Annotated in this window: 15 protein-coding genes and 1 pseudogene; 3 read left to right on the top strand and 13 right to left on the bottom strand. The window is 69.8% G+C overall.

What is annotated here, in order from left to right; genetic code table 11:
* The coding region (locus AC1HC7_RS01560) for a GTP-binding protein (protein WP_479498584.1) at nucleotides 1-366 on the top strand (366 nt) is incomplete at its 5' end.
* Nucleotides 367-475: 109 nt separating this feature from the next.
* Here the strand turns inward: AC1HC7_RS01560 and AC1HC7_RS01555 are convergent.
* The 11 genes from AC1HC7_RS01555 to AC1HC7_RS01505 all read right to left on the bottom strand — a co-directional run bounded on the left by AC1HC7_RS01555 (nucleotide 476) and on the right by AC1HC7_RS01505 (nucleotide 10,150).
* On the bottom strand, nucleotides 476-1,696 hold the full coding sequence (locus AC1HC7_RS01555; protein ID WP_479497701.1) for a cysteine desulfurase: 1,221 nt from the start codon (nucleotides 1,694-1,696) through the stop codon (nucleotides 476-478).
* Between the two features lie 130 nt (nucleotides 1,697-1,826).
* Complete coding sequence (locus AC1HC7_RS01550; RefSeq protein WP_479497702.1) at nucleotides 1,827-2,414, bottom strand: YIP1 family protein; 588 nt, start codon at nucleotides 2,412-2,414, stop codon at nucleotides 1,827-1,829.
* Between the two features lie 88 nt (nucleotides 2,415-2,502).
* Nucleotides 2,503-3,159 carry a hypothetical protein gene (locus tag AC1HC7_RS01545; protein ID WP_479497703.1) on the bottom strand — a complete coding sequence of 219 codons (657 nt, stop codon included), beginning with the start codon at nucleotides 3,157-3,159 and terminating at the stop codon, nucleotides 2,503-2,505.
* A gap of 159 nt (nucleotides 3,160-3,318) precedes the next feature.
* On the bottom strand, nucleotides 3,319-3,849 hold the full coding sequence (locus AC1HC7_RS01540; RefSeq protein ID WP_479497704.1) for a YIP1 family protein: 531 nt from the start codon (nucleotides 3,847-3,849) through the stop codon (nucleotides 3,319-3,321).
* A gap of 173 nt (nucleotides 3,850-4,022) precedes the next feature.
* The gene (locus tag AC1HC7_RS01535) at nucleotides 4,023-5,324 is read right to left on the bottom strand and encodes a SufB/SufD family protein (RefSeq protein WP_479497705.1); all 1,302 of its coding nucleotides are present in this window, start codon (nucleotides 5,322-5,324) and stop codon (nucleotides 4,023-4,025) included.
* Nucleotides 5,325-6,080: a Fe-S cluster assembly ATPase SufC gene (sufC, locus tag AC1HC7_RS01530; protein WP_479497706.1), complete on the bottom strand. Its 756-nt coding sequence runs from the start codon at nucleotides 6,078-6,080 to the stop codon at nucleotides 5,325-5,327.
* A 7-nt stretch (nucleotides 6,081-6,087) separates the two neighbouring features.
* Nucleotides 6,088-6,303, bottom strand: a complete 216-nt coding sequence (locus tag AC1HC7_RS01525) for a heavy metal-binding domain-containing protein (protein ID WP_479497707.1) — start codon at nucleotides 6,301-6,303, stop codon at nucleotides 6,088-6,090.
* A gap of 57 nt (nucleotides 6,304-6,360) precedes the next feature.
* Nucleotides 6,361-6,759: a hypothetical protein gene (locus AC1HC7_RS01520; protein ID WP_479497708.1), complete on the bottom strand. Its 399-nt coding sequence runs from the start codon at nucleotides 6,757-6,759 to the stop codon at nucleotides 6,361-6,363.
* On the bottom strand, nucleotides 6,756-8,327 hold the full coding sequence (sufB, locus tag AC1HC7_RS01515) for a Fe-S cluster assembly protein SufB (protein ID WP_479497709.1): 1,572 nt from the start codon (nucleotides 8,325-8,327) through the stop codon (nucleotides 6,756-6,758). The genes AC1HC7_RS01520 and sufB overlap by 4 nt, the downstream gene beginning before the upstream one ends.
* A 160-nt stretch (nucleotides 8,328-8,487) precedes the next feature.
* Entirely contained in the window at nucleotides 8,488-9,639 is a 1,152-nt protein-coding gene (locus AC1HC7_RS01510) for a cysteine desulfurase family protein (protein ID WP_479497710.1), read from the bottom strand.
* A 4-nt stretch (nucleotides 9,640-9,643) separates the two neighbouring features.
* Nucleotides 9,644-10,150, bottom strand: a complete 507-nt coding sequence (locus AC1HC7_RS01505) for an Rrf2 family transcriptional regulator (protein WP_479497711.1) — start codon at nucleotides 10,148-10,150, stop codon at nucleotides 9,644-9,646.
* Between the two features lie 341 nt (nucleotides 10,151-10,491).
* On the opposite strand from AC1HC7_RS01505, the gene AC1HC7_RS01500 reads away from it, so the two are divergent.
* Nucleotides 10,492-11,145: an alpha/beta hydrolase gene (locus tag AC1HC7_RS01500; protein WP_479497712.1), complete on the top strand. Its 654-nt coding sequence runs from the start codon at nucleotides 10,492-10,494 to the stop codon at nucleotides 11,143-11,145.
* A gap of 133 nt (nucleotides 11,146-11,278) precedes the next feature.
* On the opposite strand, the gene AC1HC7_RS01495 is transcribed toward AC1HC7_RS01500, so the two are convergent.
* On the bottom strand, nucleotides 11,279-12,412 hold the full coding sequence (locus AC1HC7_RS01495; protein ID WP_479497713.1) for an anhydro-N-acetylmuramic acid kinase: 1,134 nt from the start codon (nucleotides 12,410-12,412) through the stop codon (nucleotides 11,279-11,281).
* 73 nt (nucleotides 12,413-12,485) lie between these two features.
* Here AC1HC7_RS01495 and tyrS point away from each other — a divergent pair, with 73 nt between their 5' ends.
* Nucleotides 12,486-13,739, top strand: coding sequence for a tyrosine--tRNA ligase (tyrS, locus tag AC1HC7_RS01490; RefSeq protein WP_479497714.1), 1,254 nt, complete (start codon nucleotides 12,486-12,488; stop codon nucleotides 13,737-13,739).
* A 93-nt stretch (nucleotides 13,740-13,832) separates the two neighbouring features.
* On the opposite strand, the pseudogene AC1HC7_RS01485 reads toward tyrS, so the two are convergent.
* Nucleotides 13,833-14,761, bottom strand: a pseudogene (locus tag AC1HC7_RS01485) (hypothetical protein); the annotation flags it as partial.

The raw sequence follows: 14,761 nt of genomic DNA, 5'->3' as shown, positions 1-14,761 counted from the left end.
CTGGCGCTTGACGCCGCGCCCCGCCCCGGCGCGGCCCCGGGCCCGGGGCGCCCCGCGGCGGGCGCGCCGCCCCATGATCACGGCGTCGCCTATGCCAGTTGGTCCCATGACAGCGCCGCGGCGCTGTCGCGCGCCGCTGCGCGGGGGTTTTTCGACGCCGATCTCGGGGCCTATCGCATGAAGGGGCTGATCCGGCTGCAAGGCGACGACCCGGCGGGGCTGGAAGCGCATCGGGTCGGCGCCGCCGCCCGCTTCACCCCGATCCCGCGCCCGGCGCGCACCCGCATCGTCGCCATCGGGCTCGCGGCGCGTCTTGATCCGGCGCGCCTCGACGCCGCCTTCGCGGCGGCCTGCGCCGCCGGTTGAACGGGCGCGCCCCGCCCCCCTGCCCGCCCCGCCGCCGGTCATGGACGGCGTCCCGCGTCGCCGGCCGCTGCGGGCGAGCCCCCGGCGACCTGACGCCGGGGTTGGCGGATCACGCGAACAGATCGTGGCATTTCTCCAGCGCCGCGATCAGCGCATCGACCTCGGCGCGGGTGTTGTAGAGCCCGAAGCTGGCGCGGCAGGTGGCGGTGACGCCCAGATGCTCCATCAGCGGCTGCGCGCAATGATGCCCGGCGCGCACCGCAACGCCGCGCCGGTCGACCACGGTCGAGATGTCGTGCGGATGCCCGGCGCCCTCCATGGTGAACGAGAAAATCGCCCCCTTGCCCGGCGCGTCGCCCTGCACGCTGATCCAGTTCAGCCCCGCCAGCCGGGCCCGCGCATAGTCGCGCAGATCCGCCTCGTGGGCGGCGATGGCGTCCATGCCCAGCCCGGTCATGTAGTCGAGCGCCGCGCCCAGCCCGATCATCTGCACGATGCCCGGGGTGCCGGCCTCGAACTTGTGGGGCGGGTCGTTGTAGGTGACGCAGTCGCGCGTCACCTCGCGGATCATGTCGCCGCCGCCCATGAAGGGGCGCATCTGCGCGTAGCGCGGCGCATGCACATAGAGCGCCCCCGACCCGGAAGGCCCGTACAGCTTGTGCCCGGTGACGGCGTAGAAATCGCAGCCGATGTCCTGCACGTCCACCGCCCTGTGCACCGCCGCCTGTGATCCGTCCACCAGCACCGCCACCCCGCGTTCGCGCGCCGCGGCGCAGATGGTCTTGACGTCCACCACCGTGCCCAGGACGTTGGACATGTGGGTGATGGCGATCAGCTTGGTGCGCGGCCCGATGGCGTCGATCACCGCCTGCGGGTCCAGCGCGCCGTCGGGCGCGGTCTCCACCCATTTCAGCGCGGCGCCGTGGCGTTCGCGCATGAAATGCCAAGGCACGATGTTGGCGTGGTGCTCCATCACCGACAGCACGATCTCGTCGCCGGCCTCGATGCGGGGCTCCAGCCAGGCGTAGGCCACCAGATTGATGCCTTCCGTCGTGCCGGAATTGAACAGGATCTCCTCCTCGCGCTCGGCGTTGAGAAAAGCCCGGATCTTGCCGCGCACCGCCTCGTAACGGTCGGTGGCGATGTTGGACAGGTGATGCAGTCCGCGATGCACGTTGGCGTATTCGTGGCCATAGGCGCGGCTCACCGCATCGATCACCGCCCGGGGTTTCTGCGCCGAGGCGCCGTTGTCCAGATAGACCAGCGGCTTGCCGTGGATTTCGCGCGACAGGATCGGGAAATCCTTGCGGATCTCGGCTACGTCATACATCTGCCGCGTCCTGACATCTGCAACTGGCCCATGAAACACTCTCCTCTGTCGGCGTCGTCCGAGCGTCGCGGAAAAACCGCCCTCGTTCAACCCGCCCTCGTTCAACCCGCCCTCGGTCAACCCGCCCGGTTCAGCCGGCCGGGCCGAGCAGCGCGCTGGTGGCCGCCAGCGTCAGAAACCCGAGCAGCACGAACCCCGCCACCGTGGCCATGATCACCGGCCCGATGCGGGCGAAGCCATGGGCCTCGGCGACGTAGCTGGCGAACAGCCAGATCGACATGCCCACGGAAAACGGCACCAGCAGGAACAGCCCGGACATGCTTTGCATGTCCGGGTGAACGACCGGCGTCATGCCGATCACGTTCAGCGGGGCCAGAAACGCGGTGACCAGGAAATGCCAGGCGACGACGGCGAACACCGCGTCGCGATCGCCGCGCCCGCCAAAGCGCCGGCCGATGCCGTAGGCGCCGGCGGCGAGCGCCACGAACAGCACGATCTGCAGCACCAGTTCGCCGGCGCGCATGCCCAGCGATCCGCTGCGCAATCCCCAGGGGGTGAGCAGGTCCAGCAGCGCCACCGCGCCGGACTGGATGGCGAATCCGAGGATCACCATCAGCACGCAGTCGCGCGCGTCGGGGCGCAGCGCGATGATGCGGCGGGCGGAGCGGCGCGGCGCAAGAAACGCCTCCGCCAGATTGGCGGCGAAATTCCCGATCATGGTCGCTGGCGCTCCCTGTCCCGAATGCGGCCCGGCGGCCCGTCGACGGACCGCCCCTCCGGGCTTTGACCGGCCGGGGTCGGACCGGTCAGACGAGCCCCTGCGCCAACAGATAGACCGCGAACACGGAAATCGCCACCGCCGCCAGCGAAAGACCCATGAACAGAAAGCCCATGCGCTTGAATCCATGCGCCTCGGCCAGACCCGCGGATATGAAATAAAGGAATGGAATCAATCCTATATAGTATGGCGGCAAGGCCAGAAGATCGTTTTTCAGGACCGGAAAAATATCCTCGAAATAGCCCAGTCCGACGGTGACCAGCGCCGCCGCGACCCCGAAGGGCGCCGATACGATGGCCCCCCAGAACACCCCGACCCGGGTTTCCCACCAGCCGCCGGTGCCGCCGAAGACCAGGCAGACCACGCGCATCGCGGCCGCGAAGGCGTATATCAGGCTGGTGCGCGCCATCAGCGCCACCACCAGCCACATGCCGATTTCCAGCGGCAGTTTCGCCGCCGCCGCGGCGGTCGGGGACACCACGGTCTTGATGGTCCAGCTGAGGAAAAAGATGATGTCGGACAGCATGACGTAGAACAGCAGCCGCGCTTCCGAAGGGTTTTCGCCGAGCAGTCGCCGCGTGGAGACCCGCATGTCCGCCCAAGCATCGAGGATCCGGTCCTTGAGCGACGCCCGATCGAGATACTCGCCGTCGATGTCGCGCAAGCTCGTTTCGACCTGCTCCATGCCAATCACTCCACAACGCAACGCATACGCATGGCGCGCCGAACATCACGGCACGCCAGGGCGGGGAATGCCAATTTGCCCCCTGAAGATGAACTGTAACAGAAGATCCTGCGATTGCGAGCGAGGAAATATCGCAAAATGCGCCTATCTGGCGAGTCCTCACGCCCCGGGGGCCCGCGTCAGCGCGAATGCCAGCAGGGTCACGGCAAGGATCACCGCCGCCATGGTCGCGAAAACCACGCCGGTGCGGCGGAACCCGTGAGCCTCGGCCAGGCAGCTCGCCCAGATCCAGCCCGCGATCAGCGCCGCCGCGCCGCTCAGCGCCTGCGCCGCGCCCTCCAGCCCGGCCAGGGTCAGGGTGTTGGCGATCAGCGCCGCGCTCAGTTGCACCGGCGCCGCCACCAGCAGGCCCCAGAAGGTCGCCAGCCGGGTCTCGTACCAGTCGCCGGTCCCGCCGAAGCGGCGCGCGATCATCCGCGCCAGCGCCGCGATCCCGTACAGAAACAGCGGCATGAAGAACAGCAGCGTCACCATGGTCGCCGCGACATTGCCCAGCAGCCCGCCGGTGAGCGTGCCCGGCGGCGCGAACAGCAGCGCCGGCAGCCGCCCCATGAACAGCAGCAGGCACACGCCCATGCCATAGGCGAGGATGCGCGCCTCGGACGGGCGCTGCGCCAGTTGCCGCGTCATTGATTGACGAAACCGCGGATAGGCCCCGAAGATCGATTCCGCCATGCCGCGCCGCGCCGGCGACGCCGCCCCGCCCGTCAATCCGGGCCCGGATTCGCCCCCAAGGTCGCGTCTCGGCCCGACCCCGGATCCGGCCCCGGATCCGGCCCCTGTCGGCCCCGGTTCGCCCGCGCTCATCCCGTGTGGCGGGCCAGCCATCCGGCGATGCGCGCGCGCACGTCGCCGGCCAGCGCCGCATCCTCGATCTCCGCCACGGCCTGGTCGAGAAACGCCAGCACCAGCATGTTCTGGGCCTGGATTTCGCTCACCCCGCGCGATCGCAGATAGAACATCGCCGTCTCGTCCACCGCGCCGCAGGTGGAGCCGTGCGAGCACACCACGTCGTCGGCGTAGATCTCCAGTTCCGGCTTGGCGTCGAATTCCGCGCCGTCATCCAGCAGCAGCCCCTGGCTGATCTGGTAGCCGTCGGTCTTCTGGGCCCCGGCCTTGACCAGGATCTTGCCCTGGAACACCCCGCGCGCGCCCTTGCGCAGCACCTTCTTGTAGACCTGCCGGCTTTCGCAGTTCAGCGCGTCATGGGTGATGAACACCGTGTCGTCATGGTGGAAATCATCCTCGCCCATGCAGGCGCCGGCGACATGGGCCATCGCGTCGTCGCCCAGCAGTTCGACCACCTGTTCGTTGCGCGTCAGCCGGCCGTTGGCGGTCAGGGTGAAGCTCTTGTAGGCGCTGGCCGCGCCGAGCCGCGCGAACATGTGCGTGGCCGCCAGCCGTTCGTGGTCCCGCCCCTGGGTGCGCACATGGTGGAACCGGGCGCCGTCGGCGATGTCGATCTCGACGCAGACGTTGAGCCGCGCCGCGCCGGGGCCGTTCTCCAGCAGCGTCATTTCGGCGCCGGGGTCGAGCCGCAGCACGTGATGGATCATCGCCGCGCCGGTTTCGGTCGCGCGCAGGTAGCTGAAATTGACCGGCCGCGGCGCCTTGCCGGTGACGCGAATGGCGAAGCCTTCGCGCGCGGTTGCGGTGTTGAGCGCCGCCAGCGGGCGGGCCACCGGGTCCTGCCCGGCGGTCTCCAGCGCGCCATACACCTCGCGCGCCCAGTGGATGTCGGCCGCCATGGCCTCGGACAGCGGCGCGATCTCCACCCCGGCCATCTCCGGCGCGTCGGACAGGTCGGGGCGGAACGCGCCGTCGACGAAGACCAGCCGCAGGGCGTCGATCTCGCCGAACACCGGGGCCTCGTCGGCGGCAAGCAGCGCCGCGGGGGCCGCCGCCGGGTCGGTCAGCGGCGCCGGGTCGGTGAAGCGCCAGTATTCGTCGCGCCGCCCCGGGGCGCCCATGGCGCGCAGGCGCGCGCAGGCGGCGGCGCGGGCCTCGACGGCCCAGGCGCCCTCGCCCCCGGGCGCGGGGCGCGGGGCGAGCAGCGCATCCGCGGCCGCGAGCGCGGCGGCGGGATCGCGGGCCGGGCCGGCCATCTAGGCGACCTCCGCCAGCAGGTCGGCGTAGCCGTTGGCCTCGACCTCCTGCGCCAGATCCGGGCCGCCGGTCTTCACGATGCGCCCGTCGGCCATGATGTGCACCACATCCGGACGGATATGGTCCAGCAGCCGCTGGTAGTGGGTGATGATCAGGAAACTGCGCCCCTTGTCGCGCAGCGCGTTCACGCCCTCGGCCACCAGCTTCATGGCGTCCACGTCAAGGCCGCTGTCGGTCTCGTCCAGCACGCACATCCTGGGCTGCAGCAGCGCCATCTGCAGGATCTCGTTGCGCTTCTTCTCGCCGCCGGAAAAGCCGACATTGACCGGGCGCTTCAGCATCTCGGCGTCGATCTTCAGGGTCTTGGCCACGGCCCGCACCAGCTTGAGGAAATCGGCGGCGTTCAGTTCGGGCTCCCCCCGCGCCTTGCGCTGGGAATTCAGCGCCGTGCGCAGGAACGTCATGTTGCCGACGCCGGGGATCTCCACCGGGTACTGGAACGCCAGGAACAGCCCGGCCGCCGCGCGCTCCTCGGGCTCCATGTCCAGCAGGTCCCGCCCAAGCAGCGTCGCCGTCCCGCCGGTCACCTCATAGCCGCCGCGCCCGGCCAGCACATAGGACAGCGTCGACTTGCCGGACCCGTTGGGCCCCATGATCGCATGCACCGCGCCGGTGTCCACGTCGAGATCGACGCCCTTGAGGATCTGCTTGTCCTCGTCCGCGAGCTTGACCTGCAGGTTCTTGATGTTCAGCATTTTTCTCTCAGTCCTTGACGATGGAGACCGCAGCGCCGAAGGCCGAGACCATCAGCGCAGAATCCCCCACAACCTCGTAATCCGGATCGCCGCCGTTCACGGCGTCGGCGCCGTTTTCGGCGGCGCGCTCCTTCGATTCGCGCAGGGCGGCTTCGGGTGCGTCCTGCGACTTTCTTTCAGGGGACGCCGCCCGCCGCCGATGATGTCGGCGATCCCGGCGCACATGCGACGGCCCTCGACGCCGGGGGGGGAGGTCACGATCATTCCCGCGTCCCTTCCGTCAGTCCGACCGATTGGCGTAAAGCAGCACGCCCACCAGCGCCGTGCCCATCAGCGCCGCGCCCGCCAGCGCCCCGCGCCCGCCGCCGGTGGCGAAGCCGCCCAGCCAGTAGGCCATCCCGATCAGCGCCAGCGTGGCCAGGAACATGCCCCCGGTCAGCCAGGCGTCGCCCGCCAGCGGGTCGCGCCCGCCGGCCTTGGGATCGGGCGCCCAGCGCGCCAGGAACCCGGCCAGCGCCAGCATCCACGCGCCCTGCGCCACCACCAGGAAAATCGCCACCTGCGAGACCAGCGCCGCCCCGGCGCGCTCCGCCAGCGCCGCCGCGCCGTAAGCCGCGAGCACAGGCGCCCCGACGCAGGCCGCGCCTTCCAGCATCTGTTGCGCGCGGCGCGTCCTCACCCCACCGAGCCTTCCAGCGAGATCGCCACCAGGGCCTGCGCCTCCATGGCGAATTCCATGGGCAGCGCCTGCAGCACGTCCTTGCAGAACCCGTTGACCACCAGCGCCACCGCGTCCTCCTCGCCGATGCCGCGCTGGCGACAGTAGAACAGCTGGTCGTCATCGACCTTGGAGGTGGTGGCCTCGTGCTCGACCCGGCTGGAGCTGTTCTTGCACTCGATATAGGGCACAGTGTGGGCGCCGCAGCCGCTGCCGATCAGCAGGCTGTCGCATTGGGTGAAATTGCGCGAATTGCTCGCCCTGGGGTGCATGGACACCAGCCCGCGATAGGTGTTCTGGGCACGCCCGGCCGAGATTCCCTTGGACACGATGCGCGAGCGGGTGTTCTTGCCCAGATGCACCATCTTGGTGCCGGTGTCGGCCTGCTGCATGTTGTTGGCGATGGCGATCGAGTAGAATTCGCCCTGGCTGGCCTCGCCGCGCAGGATGCAGGAGGGGTATTTCCAGGTGACCGCCGATCCGGTCTCCACCTGGGTCCACATCACCTTGGAGCGATCGCCGCGGCAATCGGCGCGCTTGGTGACGAAATTGTAGATGCCGCCCTTGCCGTTTTCGTCGCCGGGATACCAGTTCTGCACCGTCGAATACTTGATCTCGGCGTCTTCGAGCAGCACCAGCTCCACCACCGCCGCGTGCAACTGATTGGTGTCGCGCATGGGGGCGGTGCAGCCCTCCAGATAGCTGACATACGACCCCTTGTCGGCGATGATCAGCGTGCGCTCGAACTGGCCGGTGTTTTCGGCGTTGATGCGGAAATAGGTGGACAATTCCAGCGGGCAGCGGGTGCCGGGCGGGATGTAGACGAAGGAGCCGTCGGAAAACACCGCCGAATTCAGCGTCGCGTAGAAATTGTCCGAGGCCGGCACCACGGAGCCGAGATACTTTTTCACCAGATCGGGATGATCGCGGATCGCCTCGGAGATCGGGCAGAAGATCACCCCGGCCCTGGCCAGCTCCTTCTTGAAGGTGGTGCCCAGCGAGACGCTGTCGAACACCGCGTCCACCGCCACCCGACGCTTTTCGCCCGGCGCCTCGCCGCCCGTCTCGGTCCCCGTCTCGGTCCCCGTCTCGATCCCGGCTTCGACCCCGGCGAGGATCATCTGCTCCTTCAGCGGGATGCCGAGCTTCTCGTAGGTGCGCAGCAATTCAGGGTCCACCTCGTCCAGCGATTTCGGCCTGTCGGCCATGCTTTTCGGCTGGGCGTAGTAATACTGGTCCTGAAAGTCGATCTTCGGGTAATGCACCATGGCCCAGGTCGGCTCGGTCATGGCCTGCCAGCGCTTGAACGCCGCCAGGCGCCAGTCCAGCATCCATTGCGGCTCGCCCTTCTTGGCCGAGATCAGGCGCACGATGTCCTCGTTGAGCCCCTTGGGCGCGTATTCGGTCTCGATATCGGTCTCGAACCCGTATTTGTAGCGCTCGCCGACCGAGCGCACCGCGTCGATGGTGTCCTGCTCGACGCCTTCCTTGACGGTGTCCGTGACGGGCGCGTCATCGAGTGCGGCCATGGTGCTCTCCGTTTTCGTTGCCGGCCCCGGCGCCGCCGGGTCGGATTGTTGTTCCTGACGCCCCGGGCGCCGATCCTTGCAGCGCCTCCGGGCGCCGATCCTTGCAGCGCCTCCGGGCGCCGATCCTTGCAGCGCCTCCGGGCGCCGAACGCCGCGCCGCTCAGGCGGCCCGCCGCCGATGCCGGCGCAGGCCCGCCTCCCAGGCGTCGGCGAAAGCCATGACCTCCGCCTCCTCGGTCGCCGGACCCAGCGAGACGCGCACCGCGCTTTTCGCCGCATCCTCGTCAAAGCCCATGGCGCGCAGCACCCGCCCGGACCCGACCTTGCCCGAGGAACAGGCCGACCCGGCGCTGATCGCGAAGCCCGCCAGATCCATCTGCATCACCTGCGTCTCGCCCGACCAGCCCGGCGTCACCGCGCAAAGCGTGTTGGGCAGGCGAAGCGCGTCGCGTCCGACGATGATAGTTTCAGGCGAAACATTCGTCATCCGGTTTTCTAGAATATTTCTAAGTTGCGCAACCCGATTCCAGATCCCGGCCTCCAGATCGCGCTGCGCCGCCGCCGCGGCGGCGCCGAAACCGGCGATTCCGGCGACGTTTTCGGTGCCCGCGCGGCGGCGGCTTTCCTGACCGCCGCCCGCCGCCGACGCAAGCGCCGCGCCATCGCGCAGGATCAGCGCCCCGACCCCGCGCGGCCCGCCCAGCTTGTGCGCCGACACGGCAGCGAAATCCGCCCGCGAATCACGAAACGAGAACCCCGCCTTGCCAAGAACCTGCGTCGCGTCGCACAGCCCCGTCGCCGCCTCGGCGATCTTTTCGAAAGTCTCGGCCAGCGGCTGCATCACCCCGGTTTCCGAATTCGCCGCCGCCAGCGCGAATATCGCCTTGTCATGCAGGCCGCCCAGTCCGGCGCCCAGCGCCGCGACGCGAAAAACCCCGGACCGGTCGGCCAGCGGCGCGCCGCTTTCGGGGCAAACCGACAGGATCTGCGCCCGCGCCGCCACCGCGTCATGCTCGAAGGGCGAGCACAGCGCCGCGCCCCCATCCAGCGCCAATCCCAACGCTTCGGTGGCGCCGCTGGTGAAAACCACCTCGCCGGGGTCGCAATCGGCCAGCGCCGCCACCTGCGCGCGGGCGCGCTCGACGATGGCGCGGGCGGCGCGCCCCTCCGCATGCACCGAGGACGGGTTGCCGGTCGCATCCAGCGCCGCGACCAGCGCCGCGCGCGCCTCCGCGCGCAGCGGCGCCGAGGCGTTCCAGTCCAGATACGCCCGCCGCCCCGCCGGCCCGCGCCCATGCCGCCCCGCGTTCATGCGCTTACGCCCCGATCGTCGCGTCATCCGGGTCCGGCGCGTCATGCGTTGCGACGAAATCAGGCACCGCCGGGCAAGGCGCCATGCGCCGCCCGATCACGTCGGCGACCGAGGTCTGGCTCAGGAACACATGCACATGCGAGGACAGCTGCTCCCACAGGTCGTGGGTCAGGCAGGCGGCGTGGGATCCGCCGCAGCCCTGCCCCGGCTTCTTGCCGCAGGCCATGGCGTTCAGGCGTTCGTCGACGGCGACCATGATGTCGGAGATGCGGATCTCCTCGGGCGCCCGGGCCAGCCGGTAGCCGCCGCCGGGGCCGCGCACGCTGGTCACCAGCCCGGCGCGGCGCAGGCGCACGAAAAGCTGCTCCAGATAGGCCAGCGAGATGTCCTGACGCTCGGCGATGCCCGACAGCGAGGCCAGCCGCCCCGCGATCCCGCCCGGCGCCGCGCCCTGCAGCGCGATGTCGGCGATGGCGGTGACCGCGTAGCGGCCCTTGGTGCTGAGCTTCATGGGCCGACCTCCGATCCTTGCATCCGCGCCCGACCCGCCGGCGACCCGCCGAACTGCCCGATCCGGCCCAACCCGGCCCCCGGCGGCGGACGGCGCCTGCGTCAAGCGCGCGCGCATCATTGAAATCGCGGCCATTTCGGCGACGATCGCGTTCATCTTCGTCACGACTCTGTTGACGCCAAAGGCGCTTCTCACTAACTCCCCTGAGTCAGCCTGTGGAACCGCTTGGCTCAGACCGCAGCGAAATCGTAACTTGGAACCCGTCTAAGTTATCAGACAAAAATAGTCAAGCATCGCGGCCCCCGCGGCCGCGCAAACGCCATGAAATCAAGGGAGCGCACATGCCTGAGGTGATTTTTCCCGGCCCGGACGGTCGGCTGGAAGGACGGTATCACCCGCAAAAGGCCAAGGACGCGCCCATCGCCCTGATCCTGCACCCGCACCCGCAATACGGCGGGACCATGAACAACAAGGTGGTCTACAACCTGCATTACGCCTTCCACCGGCTGGGGTTTTCGGTGCTGCGGTTCAATTTTCGGGGCGTCGGGCGCTCGCAGGGCGAATTCGACCAGGGCATCGGCGAATTGTCCGACGCGGCGGCGGCGCTCGACTACCTGCAGGCGTTGAACCCGAACGCCCGCCAGACCTGGGTGGCGGGCTTTTCGTTCGGGGCCTGGATCGGCATGCAGCTGCTCATGCGCCGTCCCGAGATCGCCGGCTTCGTGTCCGCGGCGCCGCCGGCCAACATGTATGATTTCAGCTTTCTGGCGCCCTGCCCGTCCTCGGGGCTGATCATCAACGGCGAATCGGATCGCGTCGCCCCGATGGCCGACGTGCTGAAGCTGGTGGAAAAACTCAAGACCCAGAAAGGCATCGAGATCACCCACGAGATCATCCCCGAAGCCAGCCATTTCTTCGACAAGCAGCTCGAGGACATGATCGGCTTCGTCGAGCGCTACGTGCACGGGCGCATGGTCGAAAGCGGCGTCGCCTGAGGCGCACGCCGCGCCAATGGCGGATCACGATCCGCCCCGCGCAAACGACGAAACCCGCGCCCGTGTTTGCCGGAACCTGCCATCGCCCGCCGCATCCGTAGGGTGGATCCCGATCCACCATCGGCGCGGCGCGTCAGCCGCCGCTGACCCGGCCGCCCGTCGCCGGGGCCCGGCAACCGGTGGTTCCGGGCGCCGACAGCGGCAAGCCGCGCCGGGCGCGCACCGCGAGACAGGCGAAGGCCTGCGCCTCCAGCATGTCGCCGTCGAATCCCGCGTCCTCCACCGCCGCCACCGGCGCGGCGAGGCGCGCCGCCAGCATCGCCATCAGCGTCGGGTTGCGCCGCCCGCCGCCGCAGACCAGCCAGCGGGCCGGCGGGCGCGGCATGCGGTCCTGCGCCGCGGCCACGCAGATCGCGCTCAGCGCGCTCAGCGTCGCCGCGCCGTCCTCCGCCGACAGCCCCTCCATGGCCGCCAGCACCTGTGAAAAATCGTTGCGATCCAGCGATTTCGGCGGCTCGCGATCCAGATAGGCGGCGATGGAAGTGCGCCTCAGCCGCCCTTCATGCACCCGCCCCGCCGCCGCCGCGCGCCCGTCGCGGTCGATCCCGACCCCGGTTCGGCGCATCATCCAGTCATCGATCAGCGCGTTGCCCGGCCCGGTGTCGAACGCCAGCAGCGCCCCCGGCGCCTCGGGCGCCGCCACGCCCGGATCCACCCAGGTGACGTTGCCGACCCCGCCGAGATTGAGAAACGCCACCGGCGCCGTCGCCCCCATGCGCCGCGCCAATGCGTGATGAAAAAACGGCGCCAGCGGCGCCCCCTCGCCCCCCGCCGCCATGTCGGCGCTGCGAAAATCCCAGACCACCGGACGGTTCAGCGCCCGCGCCAGCGCCGCGCCGTCGCCCAGTTGCCAGGTCCAGCCCTCATGCGGCGCATGGGCCACGGTCTGGCCGTGAAACCCCACGATGTCCGCCCCCGGCGCGCCGGGGGCCGCCAGCAGCCGCGCCGCGGCGGCGGCGTGGGTCGCGACCACCTCCGCCCCGGCCCGCGCCAGCACCGCCGCATCGCTCGCCCCGGCGGGCGGGCGGAACCGGCGCCAGTCGCCATGCACCGCGCGGGTCGCGTCCATCTCGCCCGGCGCATAGGAAAACCCCGCCGCCGGCCCGAATTCCGCGATCCCCACCCCGTCGGTCAGCACCAGCGCCGCGTCCACCCCGTCCATGGCGGTGCCGCTCATCAGCCCCAGCGCCCATACGGGTTCGCCCATCGCCGCGCCCTTCCCTTTCAGCCGCCGTCAATGCATAGAGAAGCCAACCTAGCCAGACCAGCGGATCGAGACCATGACCTACACGCCCAAATCGGACTTCCTTCACGTCATGGAGACCCGCGGCTTCCTGCAGGACTGCACCGATCTGCAGGGGCTGGACGAGGCCATGCAGGCCGGAATCGTCCCCGGCTACATCGGTTTCGACGCCACCGCCAAAAGCCTGCATGTGGGCTCGCTGATCCAGATCATGATGCTGCGCTGGCTGCAGAAGACCGGCCACCAGCCGCTGGTGCTGATGGGCGGGGGCACCTCGAAGGTCGGCGATCCGTCGTTCCGCGCGGAGGAGCGCTCGCTGCTCAGCGTCGCGCAGATCGCCGACAACATCGCCGGCATCAAGCGGGTGTTCGCCAATTACGTCGACTTCGGCGAGGGCGAGGGCGACGCGCGCATGCCCGACAACGCCGAATGGCTCGACAATCTCAACTACCTGGAATTCCTGCGCGACGTGGGGCGGCATTTCTCGGTCGGGCGGATGCTGAGCTTTGACAGCGTCAAGCAGCGACTTGAACGCGAACAATCGCTGAGCTTCCTCGAATTCAACTACATGATCCTGCAAGCCTATGATTTCATGGAACTGAACCGCCGCTTCGGCTGCCGGTTGCAGATGGGCGGCTCGGACCAGTGGGGCAATATCGTCAACGGCATCGACCTGACGCGGCGCATGAACCGGGCGGAGGTGTTCGGCCTGACCACGCCGCTGCTGACCACCGCCGACGGCAAGAAGATGGGCAAGTCGCTGGGCGGCGCGGTCTGGCTGAACGCCGACATGAAATCACCCTATGAATTCTGGCAGTTCTGGCGCAACGCCGCCGACGCCGATGTGGGGCGGTTCCTGAAGCTTTATACGGAACTGCCGGTCGCGGAATGCGACCGCCTCGGCGCGCTGCAAGGCGCCGAGATCAACGAGGCCAAGGCCCGGCTCGCCAACGAGGTCACCGCGCTGGCCCACGGCGCCGAGGCCGCCGCCGCGGCCGCCGCCACCGCCCGCGAGGTGTTCGAAAAGGGCGGCGCGGGGGACGACCTGCCGACCCTGGCGCTGAGCGCGCGCGATCTGGGCGCGGGGGTCTCGGCGGTGCAGCTATTCGTGCAGTCGGGGCTGGCCCGGTCGGGCAAGGACGCCAAGCGGCTGTTTCGCGAGGGCGGGGCCCGGCTCAACGACGCGCCGCTCACCGACGCCGGGCTGGTGCTGGACGCCGGCGCCTTCGCCAACGGCCCGCTGAAGCTGTCGGCGGGCAAGAAACGTCACGCGCTGGTGCGCCTCGACTGAGTCGCTTGCTGTCACGGCGTCGGGCGCAGGATCGGGCGCAGGATCGGGCGCGGGGTCGGGCGCGGGGCGGGGGCGGCGGCGGAGGCCGGACGATCACCGGTCGATGCGCTCCGCCTCCGGCGCGGCCTTGCTGTCGGTCCTGGCGGCAGGTCCGGCGCCCGTCCCGGCCGCGCCTTCGCCTTCGCCTTCGCCTTCGGGGGCCACGCCCCCGCCGCGCCGACCGGAAAACATCTTGCGCAATATGCCCGGCGTCAGCGCCGACAGCGGGTTGGCCGAAACCGCCGGGTCGCTCAGCGGCCCGTCGATGGTGAAGGTGACCGCGATCAGCCCCTCGCCCTCGCCGCCGAGGATCTGCCCCAGCACCGGCACCTGCGACAGCACGCCGTTCACCGCATAGGCCGGGGTCATCACCCCGTCCATCGCCACGCGCCCGGCCTTCAGGTCATAGACGCCGCCGATCTTGATCCCGAGACTCGGCCCCAGCGCCACCGCGTCCAGCAATCGCAACGTGTCGCCCTCCAGCCGGAACGGCGCGCGGATGGTGCTGAAGGTCATGCCGCCGCTCGACATGTTTTCCAGCACCCCGAACAGCGACGCGGCGGTGAGCAGCCGGGTCATGGCGGTGTCGTTGCGCACGAACATGCCCTTGATCTCCAGTTCTCCGGCGATCGGGCCGCCGTCGCGCGGCGGCAGTTCGGCGGTCATCTCCAGCGCCCCGCCGCGCCCCGAGGGGAAGAAGTCCAGCGCCCGCAGCACCGCGCCCGCATCCTCGGCGCGTATGATCGCGCTGGCGGCGCCGCTGGCGCGCTCCTCGTAGCGCAGGCGCACCTGCGGCCCGCCATTGAGCGCGCCGCGCAGATCCGCGGTGGTGACGCCGTTCTCCACCCGCGCCGCGCCGCTGGCGTCATGCAGCTCGATCTCCGGGGCCACGGCCAGACGCGCCACGGCCAGCGTCAGCCTTGTCGCGGGGTCCGGGGCGGCGGGGGCGGCCGGGCCGGGCCCCGGCGCGGCCGCGTCGCGCG

It is taken from the genome of Oceanicella sp., from assembly GCF_056449545.1.
This window is presented reverse-complemented; position numbering and strand designations above follow the sequence as displayed.

Excerpts from the sequence above, each read along its gene's own strand:
- AC1HC7_RS01555 (WP_479497701.1), bottom strand. The coding sequence starts at position 1,696 with ATGTATGACGTAGCCGAGATCCGCAAGGATTTCCCGATCCTGTCGCGC.
- AC1HC7_RS01550 (WP_479497702.1), bottom strand. The coding sequence starts at position 2,414 with ATGATCGGGAATTTCGCCGCCAATCTGGCGGAGGCGTTTCTTGCGCCG.
- AC1HC7_RS01545 (WP_479497703.1), bottom strand. The coding sequence starts at position 3,159 with ATGGAGCAGGTCGAAACGAGCTTGCGCGACATCGACGGCGAGTATCTC.
- AC1HC7_RS01540 (WP_479497704.1), bottom strand. The coding sequence starts at position 3,849 with ATGACGCGGCAACTGGCGCAGCGCCCGTCCGAGGCGCGCATCCTCGCC.
- AC1HC7_RS01535 (WP_479497705.1), bottom strand. The coding sequence starts at position 5,324 with ATGGCCGGCCCGGCCCGCGATCCCGCCGCCGCGCTCGCGGCCGCGGAT.
- sufC (WP_479497706.1), bottom strand. The coding sequence starts at position 6,080 with ATGCTGAACATCAAGAACCTGCAGGTCAAGCTCGCGGACGAGGACAAG.
- sufB (WP_479497709.1), bottom strand. The coding sequence starts at position 8,327 with ATGGCCGCACTCGATGACGCGCCCGTCACGGACACCGTCAAGGAAGGC.
- AC1HC7_RS01510 (WP_479497710.1), bottom strand. The coding sequence starts at position 9,639 with ATGAACGCGGGGCGGCATGGGCGCGGGCCGGCGGGGCGGCGGGCGTAT.
- AC1HC7_RS01505 (WP_479497711.1), bottom strand. The coding sequence starts at position 10,150 with ATGAAGCTCAGCACCAAGGGCCGCTACGCGGTCACCGCCATCGCCGAC.
- AC1HC7_RS01500 (WP_479497712.1), top strand. The coding sequence starts at position 10,492 with ATGCCTGAGGTGATTTTTCCCGGCCCGGACGGTCGGCTGGAAGGACGG.
- AC1HC7_RS01495 (WP_479497713.1), bottom strand. The coding sequence starts at position 12,412 with ATGGGCGAACCCGTATGGGCGCTGGGGCTGATGAGCGGCACCGCCATG.
- tyrS (WP_479497714.1), top strand. The coding sequence starts at position 12,486 with ATGACCTACACGCCCAAATCGGACTTCCTTCACGTCATGGAGACCCGC.